Below are 20,118 nucleotides of genomic sequence, written 5' to 3'. Positions count from 1 at the left end.
GGAAAAAGCTGGATGTAGAGGAATCTACTTCCAGTTTTTAAACTATTCATTATAAATTCGTGCATCAATTCTAAAAAAGAGGGATAAATATGAAAGAATTAGATAAGTATGAGAATAAAAAAATCCTGGTACTAGGATTAGCTTTGAGCGGTGTAAGTGCTGCTAAGTTGTTACATAAGTTGAAAGCTTTAGTAACGGTCAATGATTATAAAAATCTTGATGAAAATCCAGAAGCTAGAGAACTTATTAACGAAGGTCTAAGAGTGATTACTGGAGGGCATCCTATAGAGTTGATGGACGAAGATTTTGAATTAGTCGTCAAAAACCCTGGTATTCCGTATTCAAATCCAATTATAAAAAAAGCTATTGAAAAAAGAATTCCTATTATTACAGAAGTTGAACTGGCATATGAAGTTATTGAAAGTGAAATGATTGGTATAACTGGTACGAATGGCAAAACAACAACAACAACAATGATTACAGAAATATTGAATACTAATCGTTTAGCTGGAACAGCCTATGCTGCTGGGAACATTGGTACGCCAGCAAGTAAGGTTGCAATGAAAGCAACAGAGCTCGACACAACGGTTCTAGAATTATCCAGTTTTCAGCTTCTAGGTACCATTAATCTTAAACCTGCTATATCCGTAATTACTAATTTGTATTCTGCACATTTAGATTATCATGGGACTAGGGAAGAATACGTAAGAGCGAAAATGAAAATTACAGAAAATCAGACAGAAAATGATTATTTGATATATAATGCTGATCAAAGCGAATTATCAGAACTGGTAAATCAGTATAGCCAAGCTAGATTAGTACCTTTTTCACGCAAGAAGAAGTTAGAACAAGGGGTATATGTCGAAAACGGAAAAATATATTTCAATGAAGAAGCGGTTCTTAAAGTGAAAGACATTCTTCTGCCAGGGAAACATAATTTGGAGAATGCACTGGCGGCTATAGCCGTAGCAAAACTGATGAATAAATCTAACGAATCTATTAAGACTGCTTTAACACAATTTAAAGGTGTCAAACACCGTACACAATTTGTATGTTCATTCGAGAAGCGTGAATTTTACAATGATTCAAAAGCAACAAATTCGTTAGCTACAATTAATGCTCTAGAAGGATTTGAAAAGCCAATTATCTTATTAGCAGGTGGATTAGATCGCGGTATATCATTTGATGAACTAATACCAGCAATGAAAAGAAATGTTAAAGCAGTGCTCGCTTTTGGAGAAACAGCTGATAAGATTATTCAAACAGCTAATAAAGCTGGTATAGATAAAACAATTAAGGTTGTAAACGTGGAACAAGCTGTTCCAGAAGCTTATAGATTAAGTGAGCCTAATGATGTCATTTTACTTTCACCAGCCTGTGCAAGTTGGGATCAGTATCCGAGTTTCGAAATTAGAGGAAATGCATATATGGAAAGTATTGCTCGATTTATCCAATCAAAACAAGAGGAGGAATAAAACACCGGTTGTGTGTTTAACTAGATATGAAAGTATTGCTGACAGGCGGCGGAACAGGTGGACATATTTATCCAGCTTTAGCGCTGAAAAAAAGAATCGAAGAGCGTTATCCTTCTTCTGAATTTTTATATATTGGAACTGAAAGAGGATTGGAAAGTAAAATCGTTCCTGAAAATGGTGTTCCATTCAAAATGATTAAGGTTGAAGGTTTCAAAAGAAAATTAAATCTCTCAGGTATTTTATATAATTTGAATACTATAAGATTATTTCTTTCAAGTATTAATCAATCAAAAAAAATTATTAAAGAATATGCTCCAGATATTGTTATCGGAACTGGTGGATATGTTTGTGCACCTGTTTGTTATGCTGCTGCCAAAGCAAAGATACCAACGATTATACACGAACAAAACAGTGTAGCTGGTGTTACGAATAAATTCTTAGCACGTTTTGTCGATAAAATTGCTATTTGCTTTGAAGAAGCGGCAAGCCAATTCAAAGGTAATGAATCGAAGGTAGTGTATACAGGGAATCCTAGGGCACAAGAAGTAGCTAATATCAAAAAGACACCTATATTAGAACAGTTTGAGTTAGATCCTAATAAAGAAACAGTCTTGATTTTTGGAGGTAGCAGAGGCGCACAGCAAATCAATCAAACATTTATTGATAGTTTTGAGAAGTTATCTGAACAACCTTATCAAGTTCTTTATGTAACTGGAGAAGTACACCATAAAACCATCTTAAATCAGTTGGAGAAAAATTATGGAGAATCTGTTCATAAAGAATCAATTCGGATTGTTCCTTATATACAAGAAATGCCTAAAGTGTTTGCGGCAGTTTCAATAGTTGTCGGTCGAAGCGGAGCGACAACTTTGGCAGAGCTTACTTCATTAGGGCTACCAAGCATTCTGATACCTAGTCCTAATGTGACAGAAGATCACCAGACAAAAAATGCTTTAAGTTTAGTTCATCACGGAGCCGCATTGATGATACGCGAATCCGAACTTTCAGTAGAGCATTTTGTAGAAGAAATTAATACGTTAATGAAAGATGAAGAGAAGAGAAAAGAAATGGCAAATAATTCTAAAAAATTAGGCAAACAAAAAGCTTCTGATGAATTGATCGAAGTGATTAATCAAATTATTTAGAAAATAGGGAAGGAGGGAGAGAAATGGGTAAAAACCATCCTACGGTAACTAATATAGAAGAGGGTTATACGAAAAAAAATAATGACTCTCCTTCCGGAAAGAAAAAGCAAAATCGAATAATTAAATTTAAATGGACTATACTGGTATTGTTTTATTTGACTATGATGATTTCTGCTATTTATTTTATAAGTCCTTATAGTGAAATTAGAGAAATCTCTGTTTCAGGATCCAATGAGGTATTTGATCAAGAAGTTATTGATAGTAGCGGTGTTCGATCAGGTGAATCTGTGTGGGAAACGTATTTTGATAGAAAGACGATTTTTCAGAATGTTAAAAATGAATTACCGCAAGTTAAAAGTATTCAGCTTTACATTGAAGGATTGAATAATTTTCGCTTTGATATTACAGAATTTAAAACTGTTGCTTATCTAAAGGATGGTAAAAAATATTATCATGTTTTAGAAAATGGTAAACTTATTGAGAACAGTAATACTATAACAGGTAGTGAATTGCCAACATTTATTAGTTTTTCAGATGATAAAGTGCTCAAGCAAATGTTAGATCAGTATAATAAATTAGATAAAAATGTTAAAACTATGATCTCTGAAATGGAATGGATAAAAAATGATCGTAATCCTTTGCTTGTAAAAGCATATATGAATAATGGAAATGAAATATTAGCTTCTATTCCCAGTTTCTCTCAAAGGTTGCAACGTTATCCACAACTAGTTAGAGCTGTAAATGGAGAAAACGGATTGTTTGACTTGGAAGCAGGTGCTTACTTTTTACCTTTTTCAACAGAAGATGATCAGAAATTTGATAAAGAAAATGGTGTTCAGTTAGACGAGAATTCTAATGAATAAGAGTACTCATTAGGTTTTATACCAAACATACAGTCGATTGTTACACAAAAGTTATATTTTGTATTGAGAAATCAATAAACTAACTTCTATAACGATAGTAATGTATGGTAAAATAAGTATTAACATAAAGTTAATATATATATAAAGTATGGAGTGTTCTTTCATACAAACAACGAATAAATAATCAAAACATTCTAGGGTTAGACCTAAATTTATTAAAGTAATACCTAGTGTAGACTGGAGGTTTCAATCAATAATGGAGAACGGTGTATATGCGAGTCTAGATATTGGAACCACTTCGATTAAAGTTATAGTTGCTGAAGTATTAAACGGGCAGATGAACGTGATTGGAGTCGGTAGTGAAAGATCCAAAGGATTAAATAAAGGCATGATTGTTGATATTGAAGCAACAAGCAATGCGATAACTTTGGCAGTTAAACAAGCTGAAGAAAAATCAGGCGTCAAAATTGAAGAACTTATTGTTGGAATACCGGCACAAGGTGCACAGATCATTCCTTGTAATGGATATATACAAGTTGAACAAGCTCATGAAGAGATTGGTGATCAAGATGTCGAAAAAGTTATTCAAGAAACATGTATGAATTCAATTCCGGCTGACCAAGAAGTCATCTCAGTAATGATTGAAGAATTTTTAGTAGATGGATTTGATGAAATAAAAGATCCTAGGGGAATGGTTGGAGAAAGATTAGAGGTCTATGGTACAGTGTTAGCAGTTCCGAAATCTATTGTCCATAACATTAAAAAGTGTATTCAACTTTCAGGTTTTACTATTAAAGATCTAATTATTCAACCTCAAGCGATGGCGCAATTAGTTTTGTCTGAAGATGAAAGACAATTTGGAACTGTTCAAATTGATATTGGTGGCGGACAAACTACCGCATCAGCTATTCATGATCATCAGTTGAAATTTGTCCATGTTGAACAGCAAGGTGGAGAATTTGTAACAAAAGATATCTCAATGGTTTTAAATACATCCATTCAAAATGCAGAAAGTCTAAAAAGAGATGTTGGTTATGCTTTCTCAAGTCATGTAGCTGATGATCAGTTCGTTCACGTTGATGTAGTAGGTCAGAATGATTCTATCAAAGTTAAAGAATCTTACATCTCAGAAATCATAGAAGCTAGGCTTGAACAGATTTTTGAAGTTTTAAAAAATAAATTAGATCAAATAGATGCATTGTCTTTACCAGGGAAAATCAAGCTCACTGGTGGGGCTGCAGCAATACCTGGGATTAGAGAACTTGCTGAAGATATATTTGAAGTACAAGTTGATGTGTACATACCCGATTTTATGGGGGTAAGATACCCATCTTTCACTAATGCGATCTCACTGGTCTATTATGAAGGGCAATTAGATGGGATTCAAAAGCTGATTAATCAAATAAGCTTATCAAATATAAGAAATAATCCAAAAGAGCTATCTCATAGCTCAGTTAAACCAGTAATTTCTCAAAGTACCAAGAAAGATGAATTCTATGAGAATTCAACAGAAAATAAAAAAGGACCATCTTTTACAGATAAACTTAAAAGCTTTTTTTCGACATTTTTTGATTAAATATCGTACACAGGAGGAAAAAGAATGGAATTAGAATTCGATTCAATCGCATCTCAAGGGGCAGTATTAAAAGTAATTGGTGTCGGAGGTGCTGGAGGAAACGCGGTCAATAGAATGATTCAAGACGGCGTACAAGGCGTGGAATTTATAGTAGCCAATACAGATGTTCAAGCTTTAGATATGATGAGTGCAGAAACTAAAATCCAATTAGGTCCCAAATTAACTAGAGGACTTGGAGCGGGAGCAAACCCGGAAGTAGGAAGAAAATCTGCAGAAGAAAGTGAAGAAGCTATCGCTGAGTCATTACAAGGTGCTGATATGGTTTTCGTTACTGCAGGAATGGGAGGCGGTACTGGAACGGGAGCCGCTGGAATCGTTGCACGCATTGCTAAGGAACAAGGAGCCTTAACAGTTGGAGTAATTACTCGTCCATTTACATTTGAAGGACCTAAAAAAGGTCGCTTTGCTGCTGAAGGTATCGCATCTATGAGAGAGCATGTTGATACATTAGTAACTATCTCGAATAATCGATTACTTGAAATAGTTGATAAAAAAACTCCAATGATGGAAGCATTCAGAGAAGCAGATAATGTTTTACGTCAAGGTGTTCAAGGGATTTCTGATCTGATCACTAATCCCGGGTATGTTAACTTGGATTTTGCAGATGTGAAAACGGTTATGGAAAATCAAGGTTCTGCTCTAATGGGTATTGGTACTGCTACGGGTGAAAATAGAACCGCCGAAGCAACTAAAAAAGCCATTTCGTCTCCACTGCTTGAAGTTTCTGTTGCCGGGGCTGAATCTGTCTTATTGAACATTACAGGAGGAGCAGATTTAACTTTATTCGAAGCCCAAGATGCTTCTGATATTGTATCCGCTGCTGCGACTAGTGAAGTCAATATTATTTTTGGTACATCAATTAATGAAGATTTGGGTGATGAAGTTGTTGTTACTGTCATTGCGACTGGTATTGATGGAGAAAAAACAGAAAATAAAAAATCTTCTGTAAATAAAGCAGGTAAAACATCATCGAATTCGGTTAAAAAAACTGAGAATGATCCATTTGGAAACTGGGATATTCGTAAAGAGCCAAATCTAAGAGATCGTCACAATGAAGATTTAGATCAATTAACCGAAACGAGTCAAGATAATAAAGAAAAAGACTTGTTCTCCCGAGAAAATGTAACGGACCGAACAAGCTCTGATGATGAAGTTGACACACCACCATTTTTTAGAAAAAGGAAAAAGAGATAAGTATCAAGCCTCTTTGAAAGGAGACTTATAAAATGGGAATGAAAGATCGCTTAAATAATTTTTTCTTTCTAGAAGACGATTCTGAAGAATTGGACAATCCTTTTGAAAAGACGACTAGTACGAATATCAAAGAAAAAACTGCTGAACCTGTAAAAAAAGAAAAAACAAGTAATTCTAAAGATCAATCTATGCGTAAAGCTAGTTCAAATCAAAATATTGTAGCGATAAATCAACAACAGGCAATAAAAAAACCGCGTATTAATGTTTTAGAACCACGTACGTATTCAGAGGTTCAAGGAGTAGCAGATATTTTATTGAACAATCAGTCTGTTATTTTGAACTTTAGAAGAATGGAAAAAGACCAAGCGAAAAAAGTCATTGATTTTTTGATGGGAACTACTTATGCTATTAAGGGTGACATTGAAAGAATTGGTGAAGAAATATTTGTTTGCACACCTCAGTCTGTTGAACTTGATGGAGCAGAGTTGCAAGCTTTGAAGAAACAGGATTTTTAATCGGAACGGAGATATACAACCATGCTGCTTCAATTTATAAGTTATTTATATTCTTTTCTTATCAATCTTATTGATATTTATCGACTTTTATTAGTTGTATATTTTTTGATGTCCTGGCTTCCTGGAGCTTATCAATCGGGTGTTGGACGATTACTGACTAGAATATGCGAACCATATGTAGGTTTCTTTCGTCGTTTCGTACCACCTATTGGAATGATCAGTTTAGCGGGATTAGTTGCATTGTTTGCTCTTTCATTTATTAAAATGGGGATAGCGCCAGTGTTTAATATTTTAGTAAATCTATTAAGTCAGTTGGGCTTATTGTGAGGTAAATTATGGATAATGTATACCAGCATTTTAGAAAAGATGAGCAGTTATTTATCGATTCTGTCGTTGACTGGGTTCGTCAAGTAGAAGAACAGTATACCCCTTATTTATCTCCATTTTTAGATCCAAGACAGCAATTTATAGTAGAATCTATCGCTGGCCAAAATAGCGAAATTACGTTGCATAGTTTTGGAGGGTATGAAGATGCTGAGAGGAAAAAGATTTTCTTAGCACCTTCGTATTTTGAACCGGAACAAAACGAGTATGCTATTACTATTTGTGAAATTAATTATCCAGTTAAATTTGCTACATTATCTCATGGCAATATTTTAGGCTCTCTGACAGGGTCAGGTATTAACCGTGGCAATCTAGGTGATATTATTACCGATGGAGAAAATTGGCAAGTATTTGTAGATAAACCGATGATGCCTTTTTTGCTATCCCAAATCGATAGTATCGGGAAAATTAAAGTACATTTGGAAGAAAAAATGTATACGGACATTATATTGCCTAAAGATAAATGGGAAAACAGAAGTATCATTGTATCCTCTTTAAGAATTGATGTAGTGTTAGCTAGTGCTTTTAATTTGTCACGCCAAAAATCTAAAGAACTTATCGCTTCTAATAAGGTTAAAGTTAATTGGAATGAAACGAGTAGACCTGATACAACATTAGGAATTTTTGATGTTATTTCGATTAGAGGATTTGGAAGGTTAAAGTTAAAATCTATCGAAGGTAAGACCCGTAAAGAAAAAATTCGTCTTGAACTAGATGTACTGGATAGAAACCAATAAGCTCTTGTATTAAAAAATAATATTGATTATACTAATAAACAAATCATATTATAATTAGAACTTCAAAAAAATTACGGAGGTATTCGACAATGGCATTAACTCCAATGGACATACATAACAAAGAATTTTCTGTTAAAATGAGAGGCTATGATCAAGATCAAGTCAATGACTATCTCGATCAAATCATTAAAGATTATGAATTGTTATTGAAGCAAAAAAAAGAGACTGAAAAAAAATTAGAGTTCGCTGAAGAAAAATTGGCAAGCTATGATCAAATGCAAGATTCTCTTAACAAATCAATTATCGTAGCTCAAGATGCTGCTGATCGTCTAAAAGAAAATGCTGAAAGAGAAGCAGAGATGATTTCAAAAGAAGCAGAGAATAAAGCTTCTAACGTGCGTCAAGATGCTGAGAATCATGCGGATCAATTGCTTAAAGAAGCAGTAGGAAAAGCAAGGAAAATCGAAGAAGAAACGGAAGCTCTGCGTAAACAGAGCCGTATTTTTCGCCAGCGTTTGCAACTTATGATCGAATCACAATTGGAACTCGTGAAAAAAGAAGAATGGGACGATCTTTTACAACCCCCCGCATCTGAAAAACCGGTAACGAATACAATTAATGAAGTGAAGTCAGAACTTGAGCAGAAAGATGAAGTGGCCGAAGTACCAGCTGATTCTGATCCTGTGGATGATAATTCTGAAGGATATGAAGAAGGTATGACACCAGCTGTTGAATTACCTAACGTTTAAAAAGTTAATATATGTGATAACTGAAACATGATGAGACAAAATACTTTTCAGAGAGCTGGCGAAGGTGTGAAGCTGGCAAGTTCTTTTTGTTCCATAATCATTCAGTCACTTTTTTAGTGAACTTAAGTAACTAAAAACGTTACTCTGCGTTAAAGAGAAGAGAAAAACAACGTATATTGCTAATGATTGTTTCTGTTAAACAATACTGTAATTTACTGCGTTTTTAAAGTAAGGTGGTACCACGAAGATTTCGTCCTTTTGAGGATGAAGTCTTTTTTATTACAAAAAAAGAGTAAAGAGGGTAAAAAAATGGAAGTAAAAGATACTTTGAATTTGTTAAAAACTAAGTTTCCGATGCGTGCCGGCTTGCCTAACAAAGAGCCAGATCGTCAAGTAGAATGGACAGAAAATAACCTATATGAAAGAAGACAAGAGCTGAATAAAGGTAAAAAGTCCTTTGTATTACATGATGGACCTCCATTTGCAAATGGAAATATTCATATGGGACATGCCTTAAATAAGGTATCTAAGGATATCATTGTTCGTTATAAATCTATGTCTGGATTTCGTTCACCTTATGTACCGGGATGGGACACACATGGATTGCCTATTGAGCAAGCTTTGACAAACTCTGGGGTAGATCGAAAATCTATGACAGTAGCCGAATATAGAAAGCTTTGTGAGGCCTATGCTTGGGAACAAGTCAATACTCAGCGTGAAGACTTTAAACGATTAGGCGTTGCAGGGGAGTGGGATAATCCGTACGTCACTTTAACTAAAGACTATGAAGCAGAACAAATTAAAGTCTTCGGAAAAATGGCGGAAAAAGGATTTATTTATAGAGGATTAAAACCTATTTATTGGTCTCCTTCAAGTGAATCTTCTTTAGCTGAAGCAGAAATTGAATATCAAGATGTTAAGTCTCCTAATATCTATGTAGCATTTAAAGTTAACGATGGGAAAAAAGTTTTAGATGAGGATACTTCATTGATCATTTGGACAACTACACCTTGGACGTTACCTTCTAATTTAGCAGTAGCAGTCAATACAGATTTTGATTATGCAGTCGTAAACGCGGATGGTCGCAAATTTGTTGTGGCATCAAAAATGGCAGAAGAAGTAGCTGAAACATTAGGTTGGGAAGATGTAGAACTAATCAAGGAAGTAAAAGGATCAGATTTAGAACATGTAACGACTAAACATCCTTTTTATGATAGAGATTCTTTAGTCATCTTAGGAGATCATGTAACACTGGAAAGTGGTACAGGATTGGTTCATACAGCACCAGGACATGGTGAGGAAGACTTCATAGCTGCCCAGCAGTATGGATTGAAAGTGTTGTCTCCTGTTGATGAGAAAGGTTGTTTTACAAGTGAAGCGCCAGGACTAGAAGGTGTCTATTATGATGATGCGAATAAAATCATTACAGACTGGTTGAAAGAAAATGATGCTTTACTTAAATTGAGTTTCTTCACGCACAGTTATCCTCATGACTGGAGAACTAAAAAGCCAGTAATTTATCGTGCAACACCGCAATGGTTTGCTTCAATCAAAGATTTCAGAGAGGACATCTTAAAAGCTATTCAAGAAGTTGATTGGTTACAACCTTGGGGCATGCAAAGGATCTATAATATGGTAAGAGATAGAGGAGATTGGGTTATTTCTCGTCAGCGTGCTTGGGGTGTTCCACTTCCAATTTTCTATGCTGAAAATGGAGACGCAATTATTACACCAGAAACTATTGAGCATGTATCTAATCTCTTTGCTGAATTTGGTTCTAACGTCTGGTTCGAGCGTGAAGCAAAAGACTTATTACCTGAAGGATTTGAATCTCCTTCTAGCCCGAATGGTCGATTTACAAAGGAAACAGACATTATGGATGTGTGGTTTGATTCTGGTTCTTCTCATCAAGCAGTCCTTAAAGCTAGAGAAAACCTGACATTTCCAGCTGATATGTATCTGGAAGGCTCAGACCAGTACCGTGGTTGGTTTAACTCAAGTCTTACTACAAGCGTAGCAATTAATGATACGACTCCTTATAAGTCTGTTCTGTCTCAAGGTATGGTTCTAGACGGAGATGGCCGTAAGATGAGTAAATCTCTTGGAAATACTATTTTACCCAATAAGGTAATCAAACAGATGGGTGCTGATATCGTTCGTCTCTGGGTTTCTAGTGTAGATGCTCAAGCAGATGTTCGTGTCAGTATGGATATCTTAAAGCAAGTTTCAGAAGTTTACCGTAAAATTAGAAATACAATCCGTTTTTTAATTCAAAATACAGAAGATTTTTCTCCTGTTGAACATACAGTACCGTATGAAGAGTTAAGAACAGTTGACCAATATATGATGAATCGTTTGAATCGAACGGTTGAAAATGTTTTGACTGCTTATGATAATTATGATTTTTCAGATATTTATAAAGAAATCAACCAATTTTGTACTGTAGATATGTCTAACTTCTATGTAAACTTTTCTAAAGATGTATTGTATATAGATGCGCCAGATGCCCATTCACGTCGCGCAATGCAGACGGTGTTTTATCAAGTAACTGTGAAGTTAACTAAACTGTTAACTCCAATTATTCCTCATACGACGGAAGAAATCTGGACTTATCTAGACGAAGAAACAGACTATGTACAATTAGCAGAAATGCCAGAAGTAGAACAATATGAAAATGCTGAAGAACTAGTCGAAAAATGGGATAAATTTATGCGCCTAAGAGACCATATTCTAAAAGCTAATGAAGTTGCTCGTGAAAATAAAGTAATCGGTAAAGATTTTGAAGCTGATACAACACTATATGCAACTGAAGAAGTAAAATTATTGCTTGATTCACTGAATACTGACTTACGTCAAATTCTAATCGCATCCAACTTTACTGTAAAAGATCTTTCAGAAAAACCTGAAGGAGATACAACGATTCTTGATTTTGATCATGTATCGATTAAAGTTGAACATATGGAAGGTGAGGTATGTGAAAGATGCCGAATTACTTCGAAAGAGTTGATTGAAGTTGAAGGTGTAGGAAAATTATGTACTAGATGCCATCATATTTGCAAAGAGCACTATCCAGAACTATTTGAATAGCAACCATAAAAAGAGATGACATGTGTAGTGACCCTATATATTAGACCAAAAATCTAATGTATAGGCGTTTGCTCATAATGATCAGCTCTTTTTTGCTAATTATATAGGGGAAAGATTAACAAATAATAAGGGTACACAACGAAACTTATAGTTAATTAGTTATTACAGAAATTTAAGAAAGCCCTTGCAAAAAATATCCAAATTTTGTATACTTTTAAGTGTAATAGATGTGCTGTATAGTTAACTGATGGTAAAGTGCACTTAATAATGGTCTGTTGCAAGTATTACTTAGGAGGAAAATGCAGGATGGCAAGAGGAAATGTAAAATGGTTTAATGCAGAAAAAGGATTTGGGTTTATTGAAGTAGAGGGTAGCGAAGATGTATTTGTTCACTTTAGTGCAATCAATAGCGAAGGTTATAAATCTTTGGATGATGGCCAAGAGGTTGAATTCGATATCGTTGATGGAGACAGAGGCCCACAAGCTTCCAATGTCACTAAAGTCTAATACTGAAAATTACGATAATCAAAAAAGCTCTTTATGGTCTAATCGTGTTGACCATAAAGAGCTTTTTCTTAGTTTGAAATATATTTAATTAAGCTTTTTTAGCAATTAAGCTATAAAGAAATACAAGAATTATTGCACCAATAATTGCAGGGATAAGAGTGATTCCTCCAATAGTAGGACCAAATTCAGGAATTAAATATCCCCCTAAAGCTGAACCAATTAGTCCTAAAATAATATTACCTATAATTCCACCTGGAACATCTTTCCCGATTATTAGTTGACCTATCCAGCCTACAACTCCACCAATGATCAACATTAAAATAAATCCTAACATAAAAAATCTCTCCTTCTTCTTTGCTTCAATTTGTTTCTATAGACAACTATATACTATTGTCATATTTTGTTCAAACATTACGTCTTATAAAAAAAGTAGCTGAGACAAAAGTCTTCATTGTTTAAAAATTTGAAGTGTCGAATAAACAAAAACACCGTTAAATCAAGGGTTTAATTTTGATTTGACGATGTTTTACTTTCTAGTTCGTTTGCTGTTAGCCTCTATCTTTATTGTTACGCATGCCGATTTCTCTAAAAATAGCTACTTTGCTTGAGTATAAAAACCTGACTGAGATGAGCTGAATGGTGTGAGGAACTGCTCTTATCTGTTAACTGAGTGGAGATTACTTATTGAGTTGATTGATATGCTGCTCTTATCTGTTAACTGAGTGGAGATTATTTATTGAGTTGATTGATATCCTGCTCTTATCCGGTAACTGAGTGGAGATTATTTATTGAGTTGATTGATATGCTGCTCTTAACTGTTAACTGAGTGGAGATTACTTATTGAGTTGATTGATATGCTGCTCTTATCTGTTAACTGAGTGGTGATCTCTTAGTGAGTTGCTGAATAAGGTGCTCTTATCTGGTAACTGAGTGATATTCTCTTATTGAGTTAAGTGTTGAACTACTCTTATGTAGTAAAGTTCATCTAACTGTGTAAAAATAAAGGCCACATGCAGATTAATTCAGAGCCAAAACAAACAGATACAAAAATAATCTGATAATAGTCTGAACTTTGCCTAATTAAAGAAGCACTCGTATTCAAGCTGAAAACTAAATCGAACAATGGAATAGTTATTATGAAAGAGAAATTGATCAAGCAAACGAACAAGAAGCATTTAAGAAAAAGAAGAAACCCTGAGAGAATTGTAAATAAAATTCTCTCAGGGTTTCTCTATACTTAAAGTCTTTCAGAGACTTTTGTCCCAGTCTTTTTAGGCTACTTATCATTTATTCGAAGTAATTGATCTTTCAGGCGATCTTCCATTCTAACCAGTTGGCGTTCTGCTTCTTGTCGTTTTGTACGACCTTCTTCTTGTATAGATAGGGTCTCTTCTAAAGTTTCAACTAAATCTGTTTGTGTTTTCTCTAAAGTTTCAATATCAATAATGCCTCGTTCGTTTTCGCGGGCAGTTTCGATAGAAGATTGTTTCAACATTTCAGAATTTTTTGTCAATAAATCATTTGTTGTCTCTGAGACTTGCCTTTGAGCAGTTACGGCTTCTTTTTGACGTAATAAAGTTAGCGCAACAACAATTTGATTCTTCCATAAAGGAATAGCAGTATTGACAGAAGTTTGGATTTTTTCAGATAAGGCTTGATTTGTGTTTTGAATGAGTCGAATTTGTGGAGCCTGCTGAATGGTCATCTGTCTAGCTACTTTTAGGTCATATACTCGCTTTTCCAGTCGATTCTGGAATTGGTTAAGATCATTAACACGTTGAACATCCATTTGATTAGTACTACTTTCAGCTGTCTTCATCGCTTCTGGAATAATTTGGTTTTGAAGTTCTTCGAGTTTAACTTCGCCAGCAGCAATATAAATATTGAGTGCTTCAAAATATTCAAAGTTTTTTTCATATAGTGATTCAAGCATATCGTTATCTTTGAGCAAAAGATCTTTTTCTTTATCAAGTTTAACGGCAATTTTATCTATTTGAGCACCGATCTTCTGATACTTAGCAGTAGTTTCGTATATAGAACGATTGATTTTCTTAAACATTTTTTTGAAAATATTTGAATTATCCGCTCTTAAATCATCAGGATTACTGTCTTTCAATTTGAACATTAAGTCATTCAATGTTTCGCCGATATGTCCCGTCTCTTGGTTCTGGACATGATTTAAAACTGAATGAGAGAAATCACCTAGTTTTTGTTGCGCACCTGAACCATAATTTAAAACCGCATCAATATCTGTAACAGCAATTTGTTTAGCTAAAAGTCGTGCTTGTTTCTGACGTTCTTCTGGTAAAGTATCAATTAATTTTCTGGTATCCTCTTTTTCTTCTTCATTCATCTGATTGTTAGTATTCACATGAGGAGCAGGAGGATTTTTTATTGTGTCACCAAAAGGGTTTGCTAATAAATCATCCAGTTCACTTGATTTTTTATCTTTTACTTTGGTTATATTCTGATTATGATCATTTTCAGGCATATTCATTTACTTCCTTTCGAGAAAATTTACGATTTCGTTTAAATCATCGTATAAATTATACTTCATCATTTTGAATCGATTCTTGATTAAGACCATTATCCTTGTCTAGAGATCTTTTTGCAAGTTCAACCTCTACTTCCATATCTTCGATGTCATCTGATTTGAATTCAACATAATCACCAGCTATTTGTTGACACATTTCATCAAGTGTCTGTGAAGATCTATCTAACATATCATAGGTTGCTTTACTTTTAGCTTCATGATTGTCAATTTCAACATACTTTTCAGAAAGATCAGCAAGAGAAGGCAAATGAACGTATAAAAACTGATCAACTTCATGCAATCGGTTTGGTTCCTTAATAATTTCTCTGAATAAAGACTTTGTTAAATGAACCGTATTGTTACGGTTTTCAATCGCTTTTAATTTACCAGTTGCTTGTAAGTTTGTTTCGATTTTCTTGATTTGTGCTTTTGCATTCTGCATAGTTTGACGGAAGTATTGAATATCTTCTTTACCTAATCCTTTTGATTCATAGAAGGCCTCTTTTTCTGCGGATAATTTGGGTAATTTGGTTTTTTCATCATGATTATTGTGTTTTCTTCCTCGCATATAAAGCAATAAAACCCCTACTGTTGCACTAAATAATGCTGCTGGTATAATAGGGAAATCAACAGCCACGAGCGTAATAAAAATAAATAGGATGGTAATACAGGTTAAAAGATAAATAAGTGTATCTGCTAAACGATTTTTATTCATATTGGCTCCTCCAAAAAGTTCGTTTTGATTTGTATATTTATTTTATCATAAATATTGAAAAGAGTGACATAGGACCTAAGGATGATATTCCTTAATTTACATAGAGGCTTATAGAATAATCTTAGAGGTTGATATTCGTTAATGAAAAATAAAGTAATCTATTGTATGATATCTATAGTATATAGGGGAGTTGATAAGATGGAATTTGAAGAAAAGACAATTAAAAGCGAACTTATTTATGATGGAAAAGTAACAAAATATATTGTTGAAGATGTATTACTTCCAAATGGAAAACAGTCTAAAAGAGAGATTGTTAGGCACGATGGTGCTGCTGCTGTCATAGCTTTTACTGATGATCAAAAGCTGCTGCTAGTAAAACAGTATCGTAAAGCAATTGAAAAGATTAGTATCGAAATTCCTGCTGGACTTAAAGATGCTGAAGATGAAAATGGTTTAAAAACAGCAAAAAGAGAACTGGAAGAAGAAACAGGATTTCAAGCACAAGATTGGTCTTTTATCACATCTTTTTATAGCACTCCAGGTTTTACAGATGAGTTTTTAGAAATCTATGAAGCACGACAACTAATAAAGGTAGATAACCCATTACCAAAAGATGAAGACGAAACAATAGAAGTATTAGCATTAACTTTTGAAGAAGCTTGGCATGCTTATGAAGAAGGGCATTTGAGAGATTCTAAGAGTGTATTTGCATTATTTTACTGGAAAATGAAGAAAATCCAAGGATTTAATTAAAAGGGTATGAGCTTATGCAATCTAGGAAAGAACTAAAAAAACAGAAGCAAATAGAATCGAAAGAAAAAAATCGCCTTCAAAAGCAATTGAAAAAAGAGAATCGAAAGAAAGAACGACAATTATCTAAAGAAGGTAGAACTTCAAAAAAAAGAATAAATGAGATGGAGCGTTATAGACGAGTTGAAAAAAGATTAACGCAAGCGATCATTATAGTTACATTGCTATTGGTTATTGTATTAATTTATACAATTTATGGACCATAGACATAAAAGGAGTTTGGGCTGTTGAAAATAGGGATTATTGCTGCCATGGAGCAAGAAGTAAATATTTTAGTAGAAAAATTAAAAGATAAGACAGTGAGTACGAGTGCAAATCAGACCTTCTATAATGGAATTATAAATCATACAGAAGTTGTTTTAGTTCAATCGGGAATTGGAAAAGTAAATGCTACAATTGCGACAGCGTTATTAATTGAAAAGTATAAGGCTGATGTGGTTATCAACACAGGATCAGCTGGTGGTATTGGGAAGGATCTACAAATTGGAGATTTAGTAGTTTCTACTGAACTAACATATAATGACGCAGATGCTAGAGTATTCGGATATGATTTTGGTCAAATACCGCAGATGCCTAGCAGATATAAAGCGGACAATGAGTTAATTAGTAAAGTTTCACGAGCCGCAAAAAAAGTGGGGTGGCCGATTCACAAGGGGTTGATTGTTACTGGAGATTCATTTATAGCTGATTCAGATAAAATCAATTACATCATAGAAAAGTTTCCTGAAACACTTGTTACGGAAATGGAGGGTGCTGCTGTAGCGCAAACTTGTTACCAGTTTAACGTTCCGGTCGTTGTTATACGAGCATTGTCTGATACTTCTGATGAAAAAGCGTCTGTTTCTTTTGAAGAATTTATTGTACAAGCGGGGGAAAGATCTGCTGAGATGGTGTTGAATTTATTAGAAGACTTATAGTTGTTAAAGAGGGCTGAATAAGCCTTCTTTTTTTTTGGCATAAAAGATTGTGAATGATTGATTATACATTAGAAATTCAGTATACTTAATCTATGATAGTGATAATCATTCTCATTTAGAGCGTTTTTACATTATTAAACTATTCTCTATATAGTGAAGGATGATGGAAATGGAAAAAATCGGTTTCTTTTCTCTTTTAGTGTGTAGTATTCTGATTTCTTTATTAGTAGGGGCAGAAGATATAACGTTTATCGAGCTTTTTTCACCTAATGAGTTACAGAAAATTATTTTGTTTTCTTTAAGGATTCCACGGACACTTAGTTTACTACTTGCAGGCGCTACACTTGCCGTATCTGGTGTTCTGATGCAGCAGCTAACACAAAACAAATTTGTATCTCCAACTACTGCAGGAACAATGGATAGTGCTCGTTTAGGAATTATTTTATCTATGATTTTATTTAATCAAAGTAGTCTTTTACATAAAACGCTATTTGCCTTTATATTTTCTATTGCTGGAACGCTTATTTTTGTTTCATTTTTAAACTCAGTGAAACTGAAAAGCTCAATTATGATCCCATTAGTTGGGCTAATGTACGGTAATGTTGTAGGCGCTATCGGAACTTTTTTAGCCTATCAGCATGACCTTATACAGAATGCTACAGCATGGCTTCAGGGAAATTTTTCATTAATTAGTTCGAATAATTATCAATTAATTTTTTTAGTGTTCCCGCTTATGATCATTATCTATTTATTTTCACATTACTTCTCTGTAATGAATTTAGGTAAAGATCAAGTGACAAGTTTAGGAGTCCCCTTTTTAATTCTTGAAATACTTGTCATTATTATTATATCTATTGCAACCTCAGCAGTTATACTTACAGCGGGAAATGTTCCATTTATTGGCGTAATTATTCCTAACCTAATATCTATGAAACAAGGAGATCATTTTAAAAAAGTGCTTTTTCCAACAGCTTATTTTGGAGGATTATTTCTTGTTGTGTGTGATATCTTTGCTCGAGTGATTATTGCACCTTATGAAGTACCAGTTAGTTTGATTGTTGGAATTATTGGAACGGGATTATTCTTGTTCTTATTACTAAAAGGAGAGCAATTATGAAAAAGAATTACAAATCTCCTATACGTATTATTATATTATTTTTCCTTGTAATATTTAGCGTAGGCGTTTATCTTCTGGTTCAATCTAATAATAATTGGGGATATATACTTCCATTAAGAGGAAAAAAGATTATCGCTTTTATTATCATTAGTATTTGCTCCACTATTGGAACTATGACATTCCAGACGATGACTGAAAATAAAATTCTAACACCTAGTATTATTGGTCTTGATTCGCTTTATGTATTTTTTCAGACAGTAATTATGGCTTTATTAGGGAACGGACATGCCCTAATAAGAGATAAATATTTCAATTTTTTTCTGTCAACTTTTTTAATGGTAGGTGCCAGTTGTTTACTATACTGGATATTTTTTAAAAAATTTCCTGGGAGACTTTATCTCTTGTTGATGACTGGGTTAATCATGGGTACTTTTTTTAGAAGCTTTTCTTCTTTTTTACAAGTTTTAATGGATCCGAATGAGTTTGATCAATTACAGAGTCGATTATTTGCCAGTTTTAATAATATAGATACGAGTCTACTCTTTGTTACTATAATAACTAGTTTGCCAGTTATCGTACTTTTGTTTAAATTGTCTAGTGTACTTGACGTATTACATCTTGGTAGAGTAAATGCTTTGCAGTTAGGTGTCAATGTTGATTTGCTTACTTTTATTTTATTTCTATTGATTAGCATATTGACTGCTGTTTCTACTGCACTTGTAGGTCCTGTGACGTTTCTAGGGTTTTTAGGAGCCAACTTATCCTATAGGATATTTGATACATTTCAGCATAAAACATTATTTATAGGAGGAAGTCTATTTACTATAGTCTTTGTTATATCAGGACAGATTGTTATCGAACATATTTTTAAATTTCAAACAACTCTTAGTGTGGTTTTAGAGTTTGTGGGAGGCCTATATTTTTTAATCATCTTATTAAAAGAGAGGAAACAATAGGAATGATGGAAATAAAACAATTATCAAAAAAATACGGACAGAAAAAAGTTGTACAAGATATAACAGTACCTATTCGTAAAGGAGAAATGACTGCTTGTATCGGTCCTAACGGAGCAGGGAAAAGTACTTTGCTGGAAATGGTCAGCAAACTGATTCCCAGTGACACTGGTGAAATTTATATTGATGGAGGTGAGATTAGAACTTGGAAACAGAATGAATTAGCCAAGAGACTTTCCGTACTTAAACAATCTAATATAATGTCGATGCGTTTAACGATTAAAGAATTGGTTTCCTTCGGTCGTTTTCCTTATACAAAAGGCAGATTAAATCAACATTGCTATAACGTCATAGAAAAATCATTAAATTATATGGGGCTTAATGAATTATCTAATCAATACATAAACACATTATCAGGCGGACAGCTTCAGCGAGCTATGATTGCGATGGTATTAGCTCAAGATACTGATTATATTCTATTAGACGAACCTCTTAACAATTTAGATATGAAATATAGTGTACAAATGATGAAAACGATGCGTGGCATGGTAGATGATTTAGGAAAAACGGTTATTACGGTTATTCATGACATTAATTTTGCAGCTGCATATGCAGACAATATTATCGCTATGAAAGAAGGAAAACTATTTGGTTCAGGTACAGTAGATGAAATGGTGACTAAAGAAATAATTGAAGAATTATTTGAAATCAATATAGATATTATTGAAAAAGAAAGTAAAAAATTTGTTTTATACTATTGAAATAACAAAAAGGAGAATAA

20 protein-coding genes are annotated in these 20,118 nt (G+C 33.9%); 17 read left to right on the top strand and 3 right to left on the bottom strand.

Features of this window, described 5'->3' with window-relative positions:
• Nucleotides 1-89: 89 nt before the first annotated feature.
• The 11 genes from murD (at nucleotide 90) to BLT22_RS00580 (ending at nucleotide 12,292) form a co-directional block, all read left to right on the top strand.
• Nucleotides 90-1,475: a UDP-N-acetylmuramoyl-L-alanine--D-glutamate ligase gene (gene murD / locus BLT22_RS00630; protein ID WP_091759495.1), complete on the top strand. Its 1,386-nt coding sequence runs from the start codon at nucleotides 90-92 to the stop codon at nucleotides 1,473-1,475.
• A gap of 26 nt (nucleotides 1,476-1,501) precedes the next feature.
• Entirely contained in the window at nucleotides 1,502-2,620 is a 1,119-nt protein-coding gene (murG, locus tag BLT22_RS00625) for an undecaprenyldiphospho-muramoylpentapeptide beta-N-acetylglucosaminyltransferase (protein WP_091759493.1), read from the top strand.
• A 23-nt stretch (nucleotides 2,621-2,643) separates the two neighbouring features.
• Entirely contained in the window at nucleotides 2,644-3,483 is an 840-nt protein-coding gene (locus BLT22_RS00620) for a cell division protein FtsQ/DivIB (RefSeq protein WP_091759491.1), read from the top strand.
• 256 nt (nucleotides 3,484-3,739) lie between these two features.
• Complete coding sequence (gene ftsA, locus BLT22_RS00615; RefSeq protein WP_091759489.1) at nucleotides 3,740-5,059, top strand: cell division protein FtsA; 1,320 nt, start codon at nucleotides 3,740-3,742, stop codon at nucleotides 5,057-5,059.
• A gap of 24 nt (nucleotides 5,060-5,083) precedes the next feature.
• A complete protein-coding gene (ftsZ, locus tag BLT22_RS00610; RefSeq protein ID WP_091759487.1) occupies nucleotides 5,084-6,313 on the top strand; it encodes a cell division protein FtsZ in 1,230 nt (409 codons plus the stop codon).
• A 32-nt stretch (nucleotides 6,314-6,345) separates the two neighbouring features.
• Nucleotides 6,346-6,828, top strand: coding sequence for a cell division protein SepF (locus tag BLT22_RS00605; protein ID WP_087057195.1), 483 nt, complete (start codon nucleotides 6,346-6,348; stop codon nucleotides 6,826-6,828).
• 21 nt (nucleotides 6,829-6,849) lie between these two features.
• Complete coding sequence (locus BLT22_RS00600; protein ID WP_091759485.1) at nucleotides 6,850-7,155, top strand: YggT family protein; 306 nt, start codon at nucleotides 6,850-6,852, stop codon at nucleotides 7,153-7,155.
• A gap of 8 nt (nucleotides 7,156-7,163) precedes the next feature.
• Nucleotides 7,164-7,949 carry a YlmH family RNA-binding protein gene (locus BLT22_RS00595; RefSeq protein ID WP_171034374.1) on the top strand — a complete coding sequence of 262 codons (786 nt, stop codon included), beginning with the start codon at nucleotides 7,164-7,166 and terminating at the stop codon, nucleotides 7,947-7,949.
• A gap of 89 nt (nucleotides 7,950-8,038) precedes the next feature.
• On the top strand, nucleotides 8,039-8,698 hold the full coding sequence (locus BLT22_RS00590; protein ID WP_087057198.1) for a DivIVA domain-containing protein: 660 nt from the start codon (nucleotides 8,039-8,041) through the stop codon (nucleotides 8,696-8,698).
• Nucleotides 8,699-9,007: 309 nt separating this feature from the next.
• Complete coding sequence (gene ileS, locus BLT22_RS00585; protein WP_091759482.1) at nucleotides 9,008-11,785, top strand: isoleucine--tRNA ligase; 2,778 nt, start codon at nucleotides 9,008-9,010, stop codon at nucleotides 11,783-11,785.
• 306 nt (nucleotides 11,786-12,091) lie between these two features.
• On the top strand, nucleotides 12,092-12,292 hold the full coding sequence (locus BLT22_RS00580) for a cold-shock protein (RefSeq protein ID WP_087057200.1): 201 nt from the start codon (nucleotides 12,092-12,094) through the stop codon (nucleotides 12,290-12,292).
• A gap of 88 nt (nucleotides 12,293-12,380) precedes the next feature.
• On the opposite strand, the gene BLT22_RS00575 is transcribed toward BLT22_RS00580, so the two are convergent.
• The 3 genes from BLT22_RS00575 to BLT22_RS00565 all read right to left on the bottom strand — a co-directional run bounded on the left by BLT22_RS00575 (nucleotide 12,381) and on the right by BLT22_RS00565 (nucleotide 15,540).
• Nucleotides 12,381-12,626, bottom strand: coding sequence for a GlsB/YeaQ/YmgE family stress response membrane protein (locus BLT22_RS00575; protein ID WP_087057201.1), 246 nt, complete (start codon nucleotides 12,624-12,626; stop codon nucleotides 12,381-12,383).
• 942 nt (nucleotides 12,627-13,568) lie between these two features.
• Entirely contained in the window at nucleotides 13,569-14,783 is a 1,215-nt protein-coding gene (locus BLT22_RS00570) for a toxic anion resistance protein (RefSeq protein WP_091759479.1), read from the bottom strand.
• A gap of 55 nt (nucleotides 14,784-14,838) precedes the next feature.
• Nucleotides 14,839-15,540: a 5-bromo-4-chloroindolyl phosphate hydrolysis family protein gene (locus BLT22_RS00565; protein WP_091759477.1), complete on the bottom strand. Its 702-nt coding sequence runs from the start codon at nucleotides 15,538-15,540 to the stop codon at nucleotides 14,839-14,841.
• Nucleotides 15,541-15,738: 198 nt separating this feature from the next.
• On the opposite strand from BLT22_RS00565, the gene BLT22_RS00560 reads away from it, so the two are divergent.
• From BLT22_RS00560 to BLT22_RS00535, 6 genes are all read left to right on the top strand, one after another.
• Nucleotides 15,739-16,293, top strand: a complete 555-nt coding sequence (locus BLT22_RS00560) for an NUDIX hydrolase (protein WP_091759474.1) — start codon at nucleotides 15,739-15,741, stop codon at nucleotides 16,291-16,293.
• 14 nt (nucleotides 16,294-16,307) lie between these two features.
• Nucleotides 16,308-16,556: a hypothetical protein gene (locus BLT22_RS00555; RefSeq protein WP_087057205.1), complete on the top strand. Its 249-nt coding sequence runs from the start codon at nucleotides 16,308-16,310 to the stop codon at nucleotides 16,554-16,556.
• 21 nt (nucleotides 16,557-16,577) lie between these two features.
• Nucleotides 16,578-17,267 (top strand): 5'-methylthioadenosine/adenosylhomocysteine nucleosidase, encoded by a 690-nt coding sequence (locus BLT22_RS00550; RefSeq protein WP_087057206.1) that lies wholly within the window; start codon nucleotides 16,578-16,580, stop codon nucleotides 17,265-17,267.
• A gap of 169 nt (nucleotides 17,268-17,436) precedes the next feature.
• Nucleotides 17,437-18,384, top strand: a complete 948-nt coding sequence (locus BLT22_RS00545) for an ABC transporter permease (protein WP_091759472.1) — start codon at nucleotides 17,437-17,439, stop codon at nucleotides 18,382-18,384.
• The gene (locus BLT22_RS00540) at nucleotides 18,381-19,340 is read left to right on the top strand and encodes an iron chelate uptake ABC transporter family permease subunit (protein ID WP_091759470.1); all 960 of its coding nucleotides are present in this window, start codon (nucleotides 18,381-18,383) and stop codon (nucleotides 19,338-19,340) included. The genes BLT22_RS00545 and BLT22_RS00540 overlap by 4 nt, the downstream gene beginning before the upstream one ends.
• Nucleotides 19,341-19,342: 2 nt before the next feature.
• Nucleotides 19,343-20,098, top strand: coding sequence for an iron ABC transporter ATP-binding protein (locus BLT22_RS00535; RefSeq protein WP_091759467.1), 756 nt, complete (start codon nucleotides 19,343-19,345; stop codon nucleotides 20,096-20,098).
• Nucleotides 20,099-20,118 lie beyond the last annotated feature (20 nt).

Origin of the sequence: Marinilactibacillus psychrotolerans, from assembly GCF_900101525.1 — a bacterium.
In the GTDB taxonomy this organism is placed as follows: Bacteria; Bacillota; Bacilli; order Lactobacillales; family Carnobacteriaceae_A; genus Marinilactibacillus; species Marinilactibacillus psychrotolerans.
This window is presented reverse-complemented; position numbering and strand designations above follow the sequence as displayed.

Coding starts and splice junctions, on each gene's coding strand:
- murD (WP_091759495.1), top strand. CDS start 90: ATGAAAGAATTAGATAAGTATGAGAATAAAAAAATCCTGGTACTAGGA.
- murG (WP_091759493.1), top strand. CDS start 1,502: ATGAAAGTATTGCTGACAGGCGGCGGAACAGGTGGACATATTTATCCA.
- BLT22_RS00620 (WP_091759491.1), top strand. CDS start 2,644: ATGGGTAAAAACCATCCTACGGTAACTAATATAGAAGAGGGTTATACG.
- ftsA (WP_091759489.1), top strand. CDS start 3,740: ATGGAGAACGGTGTATATGCGAGTCTAGATATTGGAACCACTTCGATT.
- ftsZ (WP_091759487.1), top strand. CDS start 5,084: ATGGAATTAGAATTCGATTCAATCGCATCTCAAGGGGCAGTATTAAAA.
- BLT22_RS00605 (WP_087057195.1), top strand. CDS start 6,346: ATGGGAATGAAAGATCGCTTAAATAATTTTTTCTTTCTAGAAGACGAT.
- BLT22_RS00600 (WP_091759485.1), top strand. CDS start 6,850: ATGCTGCTTCAATTTATAAGTTATTTATATTCTTTTCTTATCAATCTT.
- BLT22_RS00595 (WP_171034374.1), top strand. CDS start 7,164: ATGGATAATGTATACCAGCATTTTAGAAAAGATGAGCAGTTATTTATC.
- BLT22_RS00590 (WP_087057198.1), top strand. CDS start 8,039: ATGGCATTAACTCCAATGGACATACATAACAAAGAATTTTCTGTTAAA.
- ileS (WP_091759482.1), top strand. CDS start 9,008: ATGGAAGTAAAAGATACTTTGAATTTGTTAAAAACTAAGTTTCCGATG.
- BLT22_RS00580 (WP_087057200.1), top strand. CDS start 12,092: ATGGCAAGAGGAAATGTAAAATGGTTTAATGCAGAAAAAGGATTTGGG.
- BLT22_RS00575 (WP_087057201.1), bottom strand. CDS start 12,626: ATGTTAGGATTTATTTTAATGTTGATCATTGGTGGAGTTGTAGGCTGG.
- BLT22_RS00570 (WP_091759479.1), bottom strand. CDS start 14,783: ATGCCTGAAAATGATCATAATCAGAATATAACCAAAGTAAAAGATAAA.
- BLT22_RS00565 (WP_091759477.1), bottom strand. CDS start 15,540: ATGAATAAAAATCGTTTAGCAGATACACTTATTTATCTTTTAACCTGT.
- BLT22_RS00560 (WP_091759474.1), top strand. CDS start 15,739: ATGGAATTTGAAGAAAAGACAATTAAAAGCGAACTTATTTATGATGGA.
- BLT22_RS00555 (WP_087057205.1), top strand. CDS start 16,308: ATGCAATCTAGGAAAGAACTAAAAAAACAGAAGCAAATAGAATCGAAA.
- BLT22_RS00545 (WP_091759472.1), top strand. CDS start 17,437: ATGGAAAAAATCGGTTTCTTTTCTCTTTTAGTGTGTAGTATTCTGATT.
- BLT22_RS00540 (WP_091759470.1), top strand. CDS start 18,381: ATGAAAAAGAATTACAAATCTCCTATACGTATTATTATATTATTTTTC.
- BLT22_RS00535 (WP_091759467.1), top strand. CDS start 19,343: ATGATGGAAATAAAACAATTATCAAAAAAATACGGACAGAAAAAAGTT.